General features: G+C 55.4%; 16 protein-coding genes. 6 read left to right on the forward strand and 10 right to left on the reverse strand.

Annotated elements, in window-relative coordinates; genetic code table 11:
* Nucleotides 1–278: 278 nt before the first annotated feature.
* Both ACP7BN_RS07060 and ACP7BN_RS07065 read right to left on the reverse strand, forming a co-directional pair.
* Nucleotides 279–1,598, reverse strand: a complete 1,320-nt coding sequence (locus ACP7BN_RS07060; RefSeq protein ID WP_426202741.1) for a methyl-accepting chemotaxis protein — start codon at nt 1,596–1,598, stop codon at nt 279–281.
* Nucleotides 1,599–1,814: 216 nt separating this feature from the next.
* Nucleotides 1,815–2,423, reverse strand: a complete 609-nt coding sequence (locus tag ACP7BN_RS07065) for a TetR/AcrR family transcriptional regulator (RefSeq protein ID WP_426202743.1) — start codon at nt 2,421–2,423, stop codon at nt 1,815–1,817.
* 216 nt (nt 2,424–2,639) lie between these two features.
* On the opposite strand from ACP7BN_RS07065, the gene ACP7BN_RS07070 reads away from it, so the two are divergent.
* Nucleotides 2,640–3,692 carry an MBL fold metallo-hydrolase gene (locus ACP7BN_RS07070; protein WP_426202745.1) on the forward strand — a complete coding sequence of 351 codons (1,053 nt, stop codon included), beginning with the start codon at nt 2,640–2,642 and terminating at the stop codon, nt 3,690–3,692.
* A 40-nt stretch (nt 3,693–3,732) separates the two neighbouring features.
* On the opposite strand, the gene ACP7BN_RS07075 is transcribed toward ACP7BN_RS07070, so the two are convergent.
* The 3 genes from ACP7BN_RS07075 to ACP7BN_RS07085 all read right to left on the reverse strand — a co-directional run bounded on the left by ACP7BN_RS07075 (nt 3,733) and on the right by ACP7BN_RS07085 (nt 5,184).
* Nucleotides 3,733–3,993 carry an XRE family transcriptional regulator gene (locus tag ACP7BN_RS07075; RefSeq protein WP_420646391.1) on the reverse strand — a complete coding sequence of 87 codons (261 nt, stop codon included), beginning with the start codon at nt 3,991–3,993 and terminating at the stop codon, nt 3,733–3,735.
* Nucleotides 3,994–4,004: 11 nt separating this feature from the next.
* Complete coding sequence (locus ACP7BN_RS07080; RefSeq protein WP_426202747.1) at nt 4,005–4,322, reverse strand: XRE family transcriptional regulator; 318 nt, start codon at nt 4,320–4,322, stop codon at nt 4,005–4,007.
* Between the two features lie 94 nt (nt 4,323–4,416).
* Nucleotides 4,417–5,184: an AraC family transcriptional regulator gene (locus tag ACP7BN_RS07085; protein ID WP_426202749.1), complete on the reverse strand. Its 768-nt coding sequence runs from the start codon at nt 5,182–5,184 to the stop codon at nt 4,417–4,419.
* Nucleotides 5,185–5,296: 112 nt separating this feature from the next.
* Between ACP7BN_RS07085 and ACP7BN_RS07090 the strand changes: the two genes are divergently transcribed.
* From ACP7BN_RS07090 to ACP7BN_RS07100, 3 genes are all read left to right on the forward strand, one after another.
* A complete protein-coding gene (locus ACP7BN_RS07090) occupies nt 5,297–6,112 on the forward strand; it encodes a sulfite exporter TauE/SafE family protein (RefSeq protein WP_426202752.1) in 816 nt (271 codons plus the stop codon).
* A 79-nt stretch (nt 6,113–6,191) separates the two neighbouring features.
* Nucleotides 6,192–7,340 (forward strand): hypothetical protein, encoded by a 1,149-nt coding sequence (locus tag ACP7BN_RS07095; RefSeq protein ID WP_426202755.1) that lies wholly within the window; start codon nt 6,192–6,194, stop codon nt 7,338–7,340.
* A 118-nt stretch (nt 7,341–7,458) separates the two neighbouring features.
* A complete protein-coding gene (locus tag ACP7BN_RS07100; protein ID WP_426202757.1) occupies nt 7,459–8,655 on the forward strand; it encodes a hypothetical protein in 1,197 nt (398 codons plus the stop codon).
* 3 nt (nt 8,656–8,658) lie between these two features.
* On the opposite strand, the gene ACP7BN_RS07105 is transcribed toward ACP7BN_RS07100, so the two are convergent.
* From ACP7BN_RS07105 to ACP7BN_RS07125, 5 genes are all read right to left on the reverse strand, one after another.
* Nucleotides 8,659–9,648, reverse strand: coding sequence for a hypothetical protein (locus ACP7BN_RS07105; RefSeq protein ID WP_426202760.1), 990 nt, complete (start codon nt 9,646–9,648; stop codon nt 8,659–8,661).
* Nucleotides 9,649–9,887: 239 nt separating this feature from the next.
* Nucleotides 9,888–10,166, reverse strand: a complete 279-nt coding sequence (locus tag ACP7BN_RS07110; RefSeq protein WP_426202762.1) for a DUF7683 domain-containing protein — start codon at nt 10,164–10,166, stop codon at nt 9,888–9,890.
* Between the two features lie 2 nt (nt 10,167–10,168).
* Nucleotides 10,169–10,399 (reverse strand): DUF7683 domain-containing protein, encoded by a 231-nt coding sequence (locus ACP7BN_RS07115; RefSeq protein WP_426202764.1) that lies wholly within the window; start codon nt 10,397–10,399, stop codon nt 10,169–10,171.
* Complete coding sequence (locus ACP7BN_RS07120; protein ID WP_426202767.1) at nt 10,396–11,589, reverse strand: colicin E3/pyocin S6 family cytotoxin; 1,194 nt, start codon at nt 11,587–11,589, stop codon at nt 10,396–10,398. Before ACP7BN_RS07120 ends, ACP7BN_RS07115 begins: the two co-directional genes overlap by 4 nt.
* 197 nt (nt 11,590–11,786) lie before the next feature.
* A complete protein-coding gene (locus ACP7BN_RS07125; RefSeq protein WP_426202770.1) occupies nt 11,787–12,296 on the reverse strand; it encodes a BRO-N domain-containing protein in 510 nt (169 codons plus the stop codon).
* Nucleotides 12,297–12,870: 574 nt separating this feature from the next.
* On the opposite strand from ACP7BN_RS07125, the gene dcm reads away from it, so the two are divergent.
* Nucleotides 12,871–14,307 (forward strand): DNA (cytosine-5-)-methyltransferase, encoded by a 1,437-nt coding sequence (dcm, locus tag ACP7BN_RS07130; RefSeq protein ID WP_426202772.1) that lies wholly within the window; start codon nt 12,871–12,873, stop codon nt 14,305–14,307.
* A 105-nt stretch (nt 14,308–14,412) separates the two neighbouring features.
* Complete coding sequence (locus ACP7BN_RS07135) at nt 14,413–15,717, forward strand: MvaI/BcnI family restriction endonuclease (protein WP_426202774.1); 1,305 nt, start codon at nt 14,413–14,415, stop codon at nt 15,715–15,717.
* Nucleotides 15,718–15,726: the final 9 nt, after the last annotated feature.

Raw genomic sequence — 15,726 nt, forward strand, 5'->3', positions numbered from 1 at the left:
TACTGTGTCCCATGACTAACTCGTCGTATCGTTTTATCAGGCGGGCATCTAGCCCAGTCATTTGATATCCATGCCGTCCCTTTATAGACCAGGATCGGGAGATGTGTAGATACCAATGCTCATCGCGGGCAAGCCACGCTCCCACAGAATTGAGGGTGTTCACAACATGTGTGTCCACCACAAAACCCTGTGGGAGCTGACTTGCCAGCGATGGTGTCGACTCGGTTCAATGATCCTGCCCCGAGCCTGCACCACGGCAATCCTCGAGTGAACCTACCTCACTCCGCCCCACGCTCGTTGGCAAACATGCTCACTGCGTCGACCGCCTCACTCGCCCCATCACGAATCTGCAAAATCACCGTCCCCGCCTGATCCGCCAGCTCAACGCCTTGCGCCGCCCGGTCGCGGGTGCCATCCATGCTCTTGATCGCCTGCCGGGTTTCGTTCTGGATCAGTCCGATCATGCTGGAAATTTCCGCCGTCGAGCCGCTGGTGCGCGCCGCCAGTTGCCGTACTTCATCGGCCACCACGGCAAACCCGCGACCCTGCTCACCAGCGCGCGCCGCTTCGATCGCAGCATTCAATGCGAGCAAATTGGTTTGATCAGCAATCGCGCGGATGGTGTTAACGATGGCGGTGATCTGCTCGGAGCGCTCGCCGAGTTGCGCGATCAGAGTCGATGACTGGGCGATGTCCTCGGCAATTTCACGCATTTCGCTGGCCGCTTGCTGGATCACTTGCGTACCTTGCTCGGCGACTTTTCGAGTGGCCACCGAGATGTGATAAGCCGCACTGGCGCTGCGTGCATCTTGTTCATGCTGCTCGACCCGTGCCGTCACGTCCGAGGCGAACTTGACCACTTTGCACAGGCGCCCGCTGGCGTCGTAGACCGGGTTGTAATTGGCTTCGAGCCACACGGTCTGGCCGCGCTTGTCCACGCGCTCGAACTGGCCGTTGAACAATTCGCCTTGATTCAGGCGGCGCCAGAAATCCTGATAGGCGCTGCTGTTCGCCAGTTCCTGCTTGCAGAACAAACGATGGTGTTTGCCCTTGAGTTCGGCAAGCGTGTAACCCATGCGCGTCAGAAAATTCTGATTGGCCGTCAGGACGCTGCCGTCGAGGCTGAATTCGATCACCGCCATCGCCCGGTCAATTGCCTGGAGCTTGGCGTTGGCTTCGCTTTCCTGCTGCACCTTGGCGGTGACGTCCATCGCGTACTTGACCACTTTCACCACCCGACCCGACGCATCCTTGATCGGGTTGTAACTGGCTTCGAGCCAGATCGGCCGGCCCTGGCTGTCGACCCGCTCAAACGTGCCGGACTGGAACTGACCGTTTTTCAACCGCGACCACAGCTCAGTGTATTGGCTACTGCGCGCGAATTCGGGCGAGCAGAAGCGCCGGTGGGACTGACCAATCACTTGCTCAGCGGTGTAACCGGTGGTCTTGAGAAAGTTGTCGTTGGCGCGTAGCACTGTGGCGTCGAGATCGAATTCGATCACCGCCATCGAGCGATTGATCGCTTCGAGCAGGCCAGATTGCTGGGATACGGTGTTTTGCAGATCGTCGATGACGGCCTGATTGCGATTGAAGAACATGCTGGTGGCACTCGGGAAATTAGGGCGTGAAGGGTTGTCCCTGTTCCGGCGCTGCCAGCCGAACGCGCTGTTGGCGTCGGCGATGGCAGTACAGTGCCAGCATTCCAGGCTGACCGCAGAATCTTATACAAAGCGCTAGTGCTTGTACAAGAAATTGCGAGCGTGGAAGTTGTACGAGTTTTGTAACGCGTTATTGATCAGCAGCGCGTGCTGGATTCACAGCTGGTAGCAGGCCAAAAACATATCCAGTGCCGCTTCGACCACAGTGTTTTGCATCGCACCGTCCAATACCGGTTGGCCCATGGAAATCTGCGGCCAGAAAGCGAAGGACTTCAGCAGCCCATGCACCTGATGCGCGGCGAATTCCGGATCGGCTGCTTTCAAACGACCATCTGCCTGCGCGGCACGGATCCACACGGTCACGCTTTCCTCGCGTTCGCCCATGCGCGCAACCATGTTTTGTGCGCGTTCCGGAGAGTGAATCGTGGCGGCGATGGCGACCCGAGCGAGATCGAGAAAGTTTTCGTCGGCCATCATCTGCAGTTTGGCCAATAGCATCTGCCGCAGTTGCTCGCGAAGAGGCTGATCACCGCGGTACGGCATGGCCAACTCAGTGCTGATGCGTGCCCACAACTGGTTGAGGATCTCGGCGAACAGCTCTTCTTTGCTGGGGAAATGGTTGTACACCGTGCGTTTGGACACCCCAGCTGTGGCGGCGATTTTGTCCATGCTGGTGACTTCGAAACCGTTGACACGAAATTCGCTGATCGCCGCCTGAATAATGGCTGCGCGTTTGCGGTCGGTGAGGCGCTGTGGAGCTGTCATAAATTCGATTCGGCAGTGGCTGGCAGATAATTACACTCGGCAGTTTACTTGGCGCCGAGTTTGATGCAACCTAGAAACTACACCGATCAGTGTAATACTCACTTAATCGGTACAACCTAAAAACAGATGTCCGGCTAATGCGTGCGTGCTTTGGCCATTTATCGTCCCACCGAGGGAAAACCGTTAATTGCGCGGTTTTTCAGGAGTCAGTCTTTGATGGCCAATTCAGTTTCCTCAGCGGGTAACCCGACACCTGAAGCCTCGCGTCAGGCCGAAGGGACATTCCGCAACCACGCGCCGGTGCAACGCGAAGGCCTGCGCAAGATGCTGCGCATCATGTGGAACATGATTTTCCACAAACCGCGCAACACCCGGCCGGCCAACGCGATTCCGGTGCAGCCGCTGAAGCTTGCCGACTTGATGTCCGCACCGAACCAGAGCGTCTGGCGCCTCGGTCACTCGACCCTGCTGCTCAAGCTGCAAGGAAAGTTTTTCATCACCGACCCGGTGTTCGCCGAGCGCGCATCCCCGGTGCAATGGGCCGGCCCGAAACGCTTTCATCAGCCGCCAATCAGCATCGACGAATTGCCGCCGATCGAAGCGGTGATCCTCTCGCATAATCACTACGACCACCTCGACTACGAAGCGGTGCTCAAACTCGCGGACAAGGTCAGCGTATTTCTGACCCCGTTAGGCGTCGGCGACACCCTGATCAAGTGGGGAATCGACGCCGCCAAAGTCCGTCAGTTCGACTGGTGGCAAGGCACCGAAGTCGCCGGCATCCGTTTCATCGCTACCCCATCGCAACACTTCTCTGGCCGTGGCTTGTTCGACGGCAATCAGACCCTGTGGGCATCGTGGGTAATGATCGACGGCGATACGCGAATCTTCTTCAGCGGCGACACCGGCTACTTCGACGGCTTCAAACGCATCGGCGAGCAGTACGGCCCGTTCGACCTGACCCTCATGGAAACCGGCGCCTACAACGTCGAATGGCCGCACGTGCACATGCAACCGGAAGAAACCCTGCAAGCGCACATCGACCTAAAGGGCCGCTGGCTGTTTCCGATTCACAACGGCACCTTCGACCTGGCGATGCACGCGTGGCATGAACCGTTTGATCGGATTCTCGCGCTGGCGTGGGATCGCAGTATTTCAATCACCACGCCGGAGATGGGCGAGGCGTTTAACCTGGCTCAGCCGCAGCGCGGGAGTGCGTGGTGGTTGGGGGTTGAAGGGGAGGGTGAGGTGGTGGTGCAGGGCGCCTGACCAGTCATGGTTCGTTCCCCACAGGAGCGAACCGGCTCACTCAAGCTTGGTTAGTCGATATCTGATTCAAGTACTTCGCGATCGTGGCAGCAGGCACGTCGCGGAAACGTCCGCGAAGTACGTCTTCAAGTTTTTCCAGCGAGATCTCCAGCCTGTTTGCCGCTTCAGTCGCACTCATTTCCGCTGTTTCAATCAGTGTCGCCAGCTTCATCACGTCAGCAGACTTGGCCTGCATATCGCTTGCATCGGCGAACCCCAAATCCTGATAAACGCTGCCCGCGCTTTCTTCAATTTCGATCAAGTTCTGAATCCTCAGTCCGCCATCGCAAAATCCCCACGACCTACCGACTCGGTAGTCGCACCTTGGATACTCGTAGATCGCCCCGGTGCAAACCCCGGAAAGAACACCAACCCCTGCGACTCCAACCGATAAGTCAGCGCCAACCGCGTCGCCTCGGGCACATCCTGCTGCGCTTCAAAGCGCTGGATGTCTTCCACCGGAACCCCGGCTTCCCGCGATAGCTGGTCCACGCTCCAGCCCAACATCGCTCGGGCCTGGACGCAGTGAGTCGGGGTGAATTGGAAAAGGGCGATACGTTCGAGAATGAGGTTCATCGCAGAAGAGGCCATGGGTGTGCTCCGGGCTCGAGAGTGCTGATGGAAAATGTACTGTGTTTTTGTACAGTTGTTTTGAGCCTGGATCAAATGCAATTTTCGATTTGCCCTAGTTCGTCGCCTCCAACCAGACGGACGGTGCCTGTCCGAGGATGCGCCGGAACATCGTAGAAAACGCTGCCGGGCTGTCGTAACCGAAGTCCAGCGCGATACGCGTCACTGCCTCCCCCGCGATCAAACGCGGCAGCGCCACGACCACGCAGGCGCGTTGTCGCCACTGGCTAAAGCTCAAGCCGGTGTGCTGGCGGAACAGTCGATTGAAGGTACGCAAGCTTACGTGCAACTGATCGGCCCATTGTTGCGGCGGTTGATGGGCGTTTGGCTGATGCAGAAAGTTCTGACACAGCGTCAGCAACTTTCCTTCAGAGGGCAGGGGAATATGTAGGGGGAGCGGCGCACTGCGCGAAAGCTCGTACAGAAGCAACTCGATCAACACACCATCGCGCCCGGCCTGGTCATAGATCAAGGGCACTTCCACCGCTTCCATCAGCAGATTCCGCATCAATGGCGACACATTGATCACCTGACAACGCTCACCTAGATCAACCGCCCCCGGTTCAATGTACAAACTGCGCGTGCTGACCCCGAGCATTAGTACCTCATGCGCCACCCCTGCCGGAATCCACACTGCGCGCTGTGGTGGCACCACCCAGTTGCCGTCGTGGGTGCAGACTTGCATCACCCCGGTTGCGCCATACAGTAGTTGCGCGCGCCGATGCGTATGAAGAGGTAACAGGTGACCGTGGGAATAATCCGTACCGAGCGCCACCACCGGGCGCGGCGTGTCATCCAGCGAATTGATCGAAACATTGCGCATCAAGCGGCATCCGGCAGTTGGCGTAAACGCGAACATTATTGGCTGAGTTGCTGAAGCAGGCCAAGCCGCGCATCTCTATCGTCGACCGCTCCTCAATAGCGGACGCCGCACCATGTTCTATCTGATGCTCACACTTTTCGGCTGCCTCACCGGCATCACCGCCGTGCTCTTCGGCTTCGGCGGCGGCTTCGTGGTCGTGCCGCTGCTGTACCGCATGCTCAGCGCCAGCCACGGCGCCGACGACCCCATCGGCCAATCGGCAATGCACATCGCCGTCGCCACCTCGACCTGCGTGATGATCGTCAACGCCCTGATCGCCACCGCCAAACACCGCCGCGCCGACAATCTTATTCGCGAATATCTGTGGCCCTTGGGCGGCTTCATCGGGATCGGCGCGGTCGTCGGCGCAATCGCGGCGGTGTGGGTCAGCGGCGAAGTGATTCGCTACGCATTCATCGCCTACCTCGGCGTGACCATCGTCGACTGCCTGCTGCGACGCGGCTTTCTTACACAGTCCGAAAGCGTAATCCCACGTCGCCTGAACCGCTCGGAAACATCCGGCGGCGGTGTAGGCATCGGCGCCATTGCGACGTTTCTCGGCGTAGGAGGAAGCGTCATGACTGTGCCGCTTTTGCGCCGTTGTGGATTGAGCATGTCCCAAGCCACATCGATGGCCAATCCGCTGAGCGTGCCGGTGGCGTTGGCCGGGACGGTCACGTACATGGCGCTGGCCGGGTTTAGCGAATCGGATTTGGGGATGTGGTTTGTGGGTTATGTCGATCTGCTGGCGTTTGCGGCGCTAACGGTTGGATCGCTGGTTGGGATTCGTTTGGCCTCGCCGTGGATTGGGCGGATACCGGATCGGACGCATGCTCGGGTGTACATCGGTTTGCTGGTCGTGGTGATGCTCAGCATGTGCGTTAGTTAAGTCGCAACGTGAGCGATTCCTCGACATAATCCGCGACAACTTTTTGCGGGCGATGGCTCGTTTACTCAAGGATGAAATAATGTTCCGAGGACTGTTACGCCTTTGTAGTGTTTTTCTGTTGGCGGGTTTGTTTGTTTCGACGGCGACCTGGGCCGATAACGGTGCGCGGGTGTACACCGGCACTTTGGGCAAATCGCCGATAGTCCTCGAAATAGATACCCGCACCGGAGATGGCCGTTACTTCTATAAGAAGTACCGCAAGGATCTGGCTCTCGATGGCGGCATGGAGGGGGAAACTCTCGTGCTGGAGGAAGGAGCGCGGATGGAAGACTCTCGCCCGAAACTTCGTTTACAGCCCACACTCAATGGTTGGAGTGGTGAGTGGACAAGTACTGCCGGTAAGACCTTGAAGATCGAGTTGCAGCCGGCGGACATTCCCGACGTGCCTGCGAATTCCTTGCCTTACCTGGCCCAGCTGCATGATCAGGCGCCTTACGAATATTTGCGACTGCAAGGCGTCACACTCAAAAAGGGCAAGACCGACACCTTTATGGGCTACACGCTGCAATGGTGGAATGAGCCGCAAACCAAAACTTCGATGTTTGAAGTGGTATCGGGTTACTCCCCTGAACAGCGTCAGCGCATCAATCAACAACTGATGGGCCGGTTGTGGGGCGAAGTGCTGTCGTCATATGGCTGCGGCGGTTATTACGCGCAATCCAGTCAACCACTGTGGATGTCGTCGGCTGTGATGAGCGTGCGCATTTCAACTGAGTACTACTGTGGCGGCGCGTATCCGGATCAAAACCAGCAAGCAATCAACATTGATACCAAGACCGGCAAGTTCCTGACCCTCGAAGATGTTCTGTGGGTCGGGCAGGGCACGCCAGTGCACCATGAGGAGCGTGACGACTTCATCGACACGTCATCCGGTTCGTCCGAAGACTGGTCGAAATACCGCAACGAAGAATTGGCACCCTGGCTGGTTGCGCAGTTGACCAAGCTCTACCCGCAAGACATGACCATCACGCCAGAAGGCACCGACGACTGCGGCTATGACGGGGAAGAACCTTGGAAATACCCGGGTTGGTACTTCACTAAACAAGGCATCAAGCTCGACCCGTCATTTCCGCACGTCGCCGCGGTGTGCGGGTTCGTGGACTGGAGCGTGCTGCCTTACAAACTCGTCAAACAACATCCGGGCGGTGTTGCGCTGAAACTGCCGTGAGGTTGAACCTCTAAAGTTACTCGATTACGCAGCCAACCCTCGCCATAATCCGCCGCAAATTTTTAAGCGCCGGGACCCACGTCCCGGCGCGACCTCCGCCTCATTCAGGGATCGATCCATGCTCAAGGGACTGTTGCGCCTGGCGCCGTGCGCCGCTGTGCTGTTTTCATTGTTTTCAACTGCTCAGGCCGAAGATGCCCGGCATGTATTCACCGGTACATTGGGCAAAATGCCGATAGTGCTGGAAGTCGATACGAGCGATCCGGAGCAGGTCACCGGTCGCTACTTCTATGAAAAATTTCATCGCGATCTAGAACTCAACGGCACGTTGAAAAACGACGTCCTTGAGCTCAAAGAAGGCAGCAATCGCTTTGATCCAGACAAGCCACTCGCTACCCTCAAGTTGCAGCAGATTGATGGCGGCTGGAGAGGGGAGTGGCAGAATCCGAAGGGCAAAAAACTTCCGGTTCAGGTAACCGATACACCACTTCCCGACCTGCCGCCGAACGCGTTGCCCTTCATCGCCACGTTGCCCAAGAGCGATCCGTATGAGTACTTGCGTCTTCAGGGGCTAAAGCTCAACCCCCTGAAGAAACAGGACTTCATGGGTTTCACCCTGCAATGGTGGCAGGAACCAGATTCGAAGATCTCCATGTTCAGCATTGAATCCGGCATGTCCAAAGATGATATGCAACGGGTCAACCGACAGTTGCTCGGACGCTTGTGGGACGAGACGATCAGTTACTACGGTTGTCAGTTGCGCGGTGGTGAAAACACCGAATTCCTGCAAGACGTCACTCCAACCTTTATATCGCCCGGCGTCATCAGTCTGAACATTTCCACCAGCTACTACTGTGGCGGCGCGCACCCGGACTTCGGTGATTCCCCGCTCAACATCGACGTGAAAACCGGCCATCCGTTGTCGCTCGAAGACGTACTTTGGGTGGGCGAGGGCGAGCCTATTCTGCACGCCGACCGCTACCGAGGCGGTGATCAGCCGTTGAGCGCGGCAGAAGAAGCGGCGCGCTCAAAGTACCAGCGCGAAGTATTTGTCCCGTGGCTGATCAAACAACTCACCGCGCTGTACCCCGATGAAATGAAGAAGCCTGTCGAGGGCGGGGACGACAATTGCGACTTCACTAATGAAGACAACTGGGGGGCTTCCAACTGGCGCTTCACCGAAAAAGGTTTGTACTTGGGGGCGTACTTTGCGCGCATTGAACGCGCCTGCGATTCGCCGGACTGGTCAGTCCTGCCGTACTCCCTGATCAAACAACACCCCGGCGCCGTCAAACTGCAACTGCCGCAAGGTTAACCCTCACGCCAGACCCGGCGCTTCACGAATGATGAAGTGATCCAGATTCTCGATATTGGCATTGAAGACCTCGAAAGGCTTTTCGGGGTTCTTCTTGCCGGGCACCTGCTTCAACTCCGGCGTCACGCCATAGAAGAAACAGAACAACTCCTTATCGCTGTCGGCCGCCTGCTTGATCTCTTCCAGAAACGCCTTGCGCTTGCGGTAGTTGTCGATCAGCTTCTTGTTCAGATAAACACTCACCGGATACGGCTTCTTCTTGCTGTCTTCCGGCTTCTTGAACCAGACCTTGTCCTCGAAGTCGATACGAAAGCTGGCCCCCTCGTGGAAGTCCTCGATCTTCTTGATCCGGCCCCAGTAGATGAGCCCCTTGTTGTCCGTCAAATACTCAATTTTCTTGAAGAACGAACTGTACGGCGCCGTACGCTCGCCAACCTTCAACGGCATGCGCTTGAGCAACTCCTTGTCGGCGAAGTTCGACACAAAACACTCCACCGGATGCGCAAACACACTGGTCTTGTCCGGCGCCGTGTCACGACTGGCTGACTCCTTCGAATCAACCGCCGCCACCCGCTGCGGATCATCGCGCAACACATCCGCCGCCACCGCCGGAGCCGCAGGCTTGCGCACATACTCACGCCGCGTCAGCAACAACTCCGACGGAAAATGCTCCTCCCGCCCGTCATCCGCCTCGCCATCCGCCGCCTCAACCCCCGACGCCGAAGCCTTTAAACTCCCATATGGACACCCCGCCACATGCTGAGTAGTTGGCAGATTCTTGAAGTGCGGCGTGCGTACGTAATTCACATTCTTGGCATTGAAAGTGCCCAACTCGTTGGACGCATCAAACGCCGAACGACAGGCGTCGTTGGGACACTGGAACTGCTCTTTCGCCGAATCGAACGCCACCGTCTCATCGAAATTCAAATCACGAACATCATAAATCGACAACTTGTCGTCGAGGCTGAGGCAATAGGCGAGATCGAATTTCATGGTGGGGCTCGGGTCCTTGAGTGGGGGAGGGGTATTAATAGCGGGACGTGGCGCGGGTTGCACCGAATGTTTTCAGAATAATGCAAAACCTGTGGGAGCCAGCCTGCTGGCGATTGGCAGCATCAACTCAATCCCGGATTCCGCCACCAATCCCACAGCAACAAATCCCCTGTGGCGAGGGGATTTATCCCCGTCGGTCTACGTAGCTAAACGCTAATGCCCTGCAGCATTTGCTGTATTCAATCTCCGTAGCTCGCCAGTTGAAAGTCGTACTGAGCGTCGTAGAAAGATCGTCGAGTTAAAGACTCTAATTGTGTGAGCTGCTGAGGATCAAGATCATAGCCGTAGAGCTCATCTTCCGCGTCCTGCCAATTCATGATGACCCGCAACTGATCAATACTTTCTGCGGAGATGGGCACCTCAAAAATCGGCGCCTCGGTAGATCTGTCAAAAGCATAAATAACGTGAGTTACTCTTCGGATCGGCCGGTTTATGACGCTCACCGACATCAGAACCATGGTCATCCGTTACAGCTGAGCTGGAATGTATAAACAGGGTTGTAAATCTTCTTCCCCAGTAATTTTTCCAGCGCTTCAAATTGTTCATGCGAGAGATCGTATCCTTCCCACCCCTCTTGTTCCACCGTCCAGCCCATTATGGTTTTTATGGTCTTGTCCGATCCGGTCGGGAGTTCCTCTTCAAACGCCAGGAATCCGCTTTCTTTATCAAATGCCTCGATGAGATAGATCATGGTTCTACTGTCCTCGTGTCGTCCGCTGGTTTGGTTTGCGCTCCAGTCGCTGGGTCGTACTCACCGAGATGGCGACCTCGTTTGTCATACATCTCGACAGTACCGTGCTGTGAATCCCATTCAAAAATCACTCCTTTTCTGGTTTTCCACCGCTTTCTCAGTGCGCCGCCTCCTTTAACGGAAGTTTTACGACCTGCCTTGATCGCGTCTGGGAACGCAGCAAGTCCGGGCGGTGCCGGATGATATTTGTGATCAGAAATACTGACCACAATGTAAACCGGTCTTATCCCCGACTCCACCGGGAACACCAGAATGAAATCTTTGTATTCCGGTGGGTAAACCGGGCTGACAATGATGCGGTCAGCCGCTTTCGTTGGCGGATAAACCCATATGTGCGGCGCCTGCGGGGCGGCTTCCAGCGCAGGGATGCCGAGGATGTCAGAGCCGTCCACGGCCGGGGTCCAGATCAGTTCGATGCCACCCCCAAGATCGGCAATCTGCTGGCTGCCACGAGGAGTGAATTGCACTACATCGATCATTTCCCAATCACGGTTTCTTCCGGTGTAGAAGCCGTAACCCTTGAGGCTACCGTCCGCCTGTTGCTCGATGTGCAAGCGAACCCGGGTGCGTGCTTGTTCGAGGGAGCGCAGTTGGTCTTCAGTGTAGAGCGCGCTGTCGCCAAGGCTCGGTGCCCAGAACAGTGCGGCAACACCCGCCAATGTTGCAGCTCCGGCGGCACCGAGGGAACCGAGTGCCACGGTTGGGGCGGTCAACGTCGGGCTGCGAAGAGCAAGTTGCCCAACGCCGAGCGTAAGTGACGAGCCATTGATCGTTTTCAGATTCAGCAGACCGTTATAGTCAACCTCGCGAGCGCCGAGCCAGGCGATCTCCCCGTAGTCCTTGAGGCTGTCGGTCGGCACCATCCCGGAAGGATTGGCGTAGTCGATGATCGCGTCCGGCAGCTTGCATGACTTGGCGAACACGCAGCCAACCTGTGCCGGTTTCGTTTCCTTCACCTGATCCAGCCGAGTGCGCTCGAAAGCCTCCTGCCGAGCCAGCATGGCCTCGTAATCCATTTGCCTGGCTTCGCGCGCTGCCAGCTCCGTGTCTGTCATGAAACGGTAGGTGATGTGATGGCCGTCACCCGCCGGCGGGTTTTGCACCCTTGGAATTCCCTTTCGTCCAGCCACTGTTTGCCCCTGTACGTTCGCCCATCGATAGCCCCGGAAACGGGATGCGCGACGTTAGCGAGCGGGACAGGTTGTGGCTGTAGGACGGGTCTTGGATGGGGTTAGGAGATTTCGTTGTTTATCGGGATGGCAGGCTGGAGGATTTTGAATCAATAAAAATCCGCTGTCTGAAACTCAAACAGCGGATCTACAAACAATCAGCAACCACGTATCAATCGTGAAGCCTTACGCCACCAGGATTCCCGCCGATCGAACGGATCATCCGCCAGCAAACAAGGCATATCCCGCAACCGAATCCACGGCTCATCTTGCCAGTGCAGCATGCTCAGTGACATCTGCGGCCAGCTCAGCACACTTAATGTCGGACGCTCGATCGAACGCGAAGGACGAGCATCACGCAGCGCAGGCACAACCTGATGCGTCAGCCATTCACGAAGCTGCCGATACTCGGGACAGTAGTGATAAACCAGCAGCGCGTACGCGCCGGACTCACTCACCATCAAGCGTTCCTCGGCTTCGCCATACGTCTCGACAAGCATCATCTGGCGCTGATCAGCATCAAGCTTGCGCAACATGCGCTCATCAAGCCGCTTGCCCATCAGACGCCCCAGCTCATTGGCACAAAGCCACGCCTGGTTCTCGACCAGAAGGGCATGCAGGTGCGCTTTATTGCGAGTGAACAGGGTGGGTACGAGTGGTTCAGACATGGCGCACCTCCTGAAGCGGAAGCGCGTGAGCCGAACGGCGGGTACAGCGATTCACCTTCATCATGAAGATTCGATATTCAGGCATTTCCATTTACCTCTGGCTGCTTTCTTAGGGCATTCGTTAAGGGTGTCGGGAGCTAAGAAACCCACCAGAGACGGGCCGGACATATTCCCCTTTCGGGTCTTGTATTCGCCCACTCCCGACATAACGGGATTTTTCGCAGACGTAAGGAAACCGCAGACGAAAAAAAGCCGCATGACTGTCGGGTGCGGAGGACCGCTCTGGTTTGTAGAGTTTCTTAGGCTCGAAGGTGAGGGTAGGGGGATCAGGGATGGTCGTCAACCAGCGACTTTTCCTACCGTTCTTGAGGCGAAAGGAAACCTGGACAAAGACGCAGAGTAAATTATGCTGTGTTTATATCCAGTATGTTATCGCCATTGAATCCCGCAGCTCCCATATCCGTGTAGCCATGACTCATCTCACGGAATCCAGGAAATTTCATTTACTTTGAAGTTTTGCGGGCTAGAATGGTGACCATTCGTCACAGCTTTGACCCAGAGGAATTTCGGGCTCATGAATCTTTTTGAAACACCGTCTTTTGAATCCTTGAGTGAAACATCCTCGGGTTCGTACGAGCCTGATACTCATCCCGTGACTGACTTGGCGCTGCTGCACAAGCTCCTTGAGATCTACGATCAAGGTCAGCTCGCCGAAATCCTCAACGATGTCAGCCCGACCCATTGGTGCCGTGAAACGATTAATCGCTGGGTCAAGGGCAAGGCTTCGCCGAAGCTTTCTCACATCGAGTTCACCCGTCTGGAAGCGCTGCTCCCGAAGCGCTTGAATCACAAGCCGTCTTTTACGTTCATCGATCTCTTCGCTGGTATCGGCGGCATCAGAAAGGGTTTTGAAGCCATTGGCGGCGAATGCCTGTTCACGTCCGAGTGGAACAAGTACGCGGTCAAAACCTACAAAGCGAACCACTTTTGCGATCCGGCTCGTCATCGCTTCAACCTAGATATTCGCTCGGTCACGCTTTCAGACAATCCAGAGATCAGCGATGAAGAAGCCTACAAGAACATTGATCGCGAGATTCCAGATCACGATGTTCTGTTGGCGGGGTTTCCGTGCCAGCCGTTCTCGCTTGCCGGCGTTTCCAAAAAGAACTCCTTGGGGCGAAAGCACGGCTTCGAGTGTGAAACTCAAGGAACACTGTTTTTCGACGTGGCGCGGATCATTGCCGCCAAGCGTCCTGCCGCGTTTTTGCTTGAAAACGTGAAAAACCTCAAAAGCCACGACAAAGGCAATACGTTTCGGATCATTTGCGAAGCATTGGATGAGCTGGGCTACGAAGTTGCAGATGTAAACGCGCCGAAGGGCTCAGACCCAAAGGTCATCGATGCCAAGCATTTCGTGCCGCAGCATCGTGAGCGAATCGTGCTGGTTGGTTTCCGCCGCGATTTGAATGTCCATCAAGGCTTCACGTTGCGCGATATCAGCAAACACATACCTAAGCAGCGACCTAGCTTTGGTGATTTGCTGGATAAAGATGTGGATGAGAAATACATCCTCACACCCAAGCTATGGGATTACCTCTACCGCTACGCCGCCAAGCATCGTGAGAAGGGCAACGGCTTCGGTTTTGGCTTGACCCGTCCAAACGATGTAGCTCGCACCCTCTCGGCGAGATACCACAAGGACGGTTCGGAAATCCTGGTTGACCGTGGGTTTGTGGAAACCCTTGATTTCAACAGTGAGCTGAATCAACTCAATCGTCCGCGCAGACTGACTCCCCATGAGTGCTCGCGCCTCATGGGATTCGACAAGCCAGGCGAGAGGAAATTTGTGATTCCCGTTTCGGATACCCAAGCGTATAGACAATTTGGAAACTCGGTGGCGGTACCTGTTTTCGAGGCTGTGGCGCACTTAATGAAAGGTAGAATTTTGGAAGCGAAACGAAAAAACAGTGATGTGGAGGAGCCTCAGCTGGAAATTGCGCTTGCCAATTAGGGCTCCTGTAGTGATATTTAGCCACTACTAATCATCAAGCGGCGCTGCCGCTTCGATGTAGGCTAAATTCGGGAGTGGTTGGTGTTGGTAGCTAATGAGTCTCCGTTGGAATTCGCTTCCAGGGTCATGCGCAACCATGGGGCGAAGCGCGTAGTTTTCAAGTTGTTGGCGAACAATGACAACTCAAAACAGCAAATTTACTTTGGTAGTGATTTTGACGTTCTTCGTCTTATCCCTCACGGCGACTTAATAGGTGAACCTACCAAAGATAAAGGATTGATGTTTAAGGCTCAGTTGAACCTGAGTTGGATTGATATTCAAAGTGACGCTTTACCTTCTCCTGCTCCAGGCGCACAGCTAATACTCTATCCCCGTTATCCGGAAGTGAGAATGTCTGGGTTTCTCCGTGGCTCAGCGTTGGCGCCATCTCGGTTGATGCGCCCTCCCACAATAGAAGAGCGATTCTCCCGAGAAAATATTCACCGTTGTCTAATATTGGGAATTTGCGACGACGGTGCTGTACTTGCTTACTCGGGAGATTGGGACGGAAAACTCGCGAGAGACGCTGTTGCTCGAATTAGAACAGGGTCGGCTTCCAAGGTTGCGTCTGTTTTTTACGAGTTAGAGCGGCCAGTCGAGACAGGGCGTGTCTTACTTTTGAATCGACTTGCAGATATTTATCTTGGTGGGCCAGTACGTTCTAGCCGATTAAGCTCCGATGGCAAGATAATGGAGTATCAAGCTAAAAATGGTGCCGGTTACACTTTGGAGAGTCTGTTTGGGATCATTCCCAATGGACGTTCTGAACCAGATTTCCAAGGGTGGGAATTAAAATCTCATGGTTCGGGGGCTGTAACCTTGATGACCCCAGAGCCAGACTCTGGGACATATCTTGCCGACTTGGAAAAATTTCTCTGTGAATATGGTGTTTGCGGTGAGTTAAGGCGCGATTTCACCGGGCGGCATTTAGTAAATATCGCTCACGAGCGCAGTGGTCTTACTTTGCGTATGGAGGGTTACGATCCTATAAAAGGGGAGGTCGTAGACCCGCTTGGGGGTCTTGTTCTTAGGGATAGCCTTGGGCGGGTCGCTGCAGGCTGGACGTTTAACAAATTACTAACCCACTGGTCGCGGAAGCATGCACAAACAGCCTTTGTCACTTATACCGTTGAAGAGCGTGATATACGGTACTTTAGATATGGGCCAGAGGTTTATCTGTGTGAGGGGGCAGGCTTAAAACCTCTTTTGCAAGCTTTGTATTCAAATGTCGTTTATCACGATCCGGGGATTAATATGAAGCTCCAGGGTGATAGGTGGAAGTCTAAGAAACGTAATCAGTTTAGAGTTGCTTGGAAAAATATAGGTCATTTGTATGACAGAAGTGAAAAGGTGTTGTTAACAGATCTGTGAATGGGGGGG

Origin of the sequence: Pseudomonas sp. TWP3-1 (assembly GCF_049896625.1) — a bacterium.
Lineage (GTDB): Bacteria > Pseudomonadota > Gammaproteobacteria > Pseudomonadales > Pseudomonadaceae > Aquipseudomonas.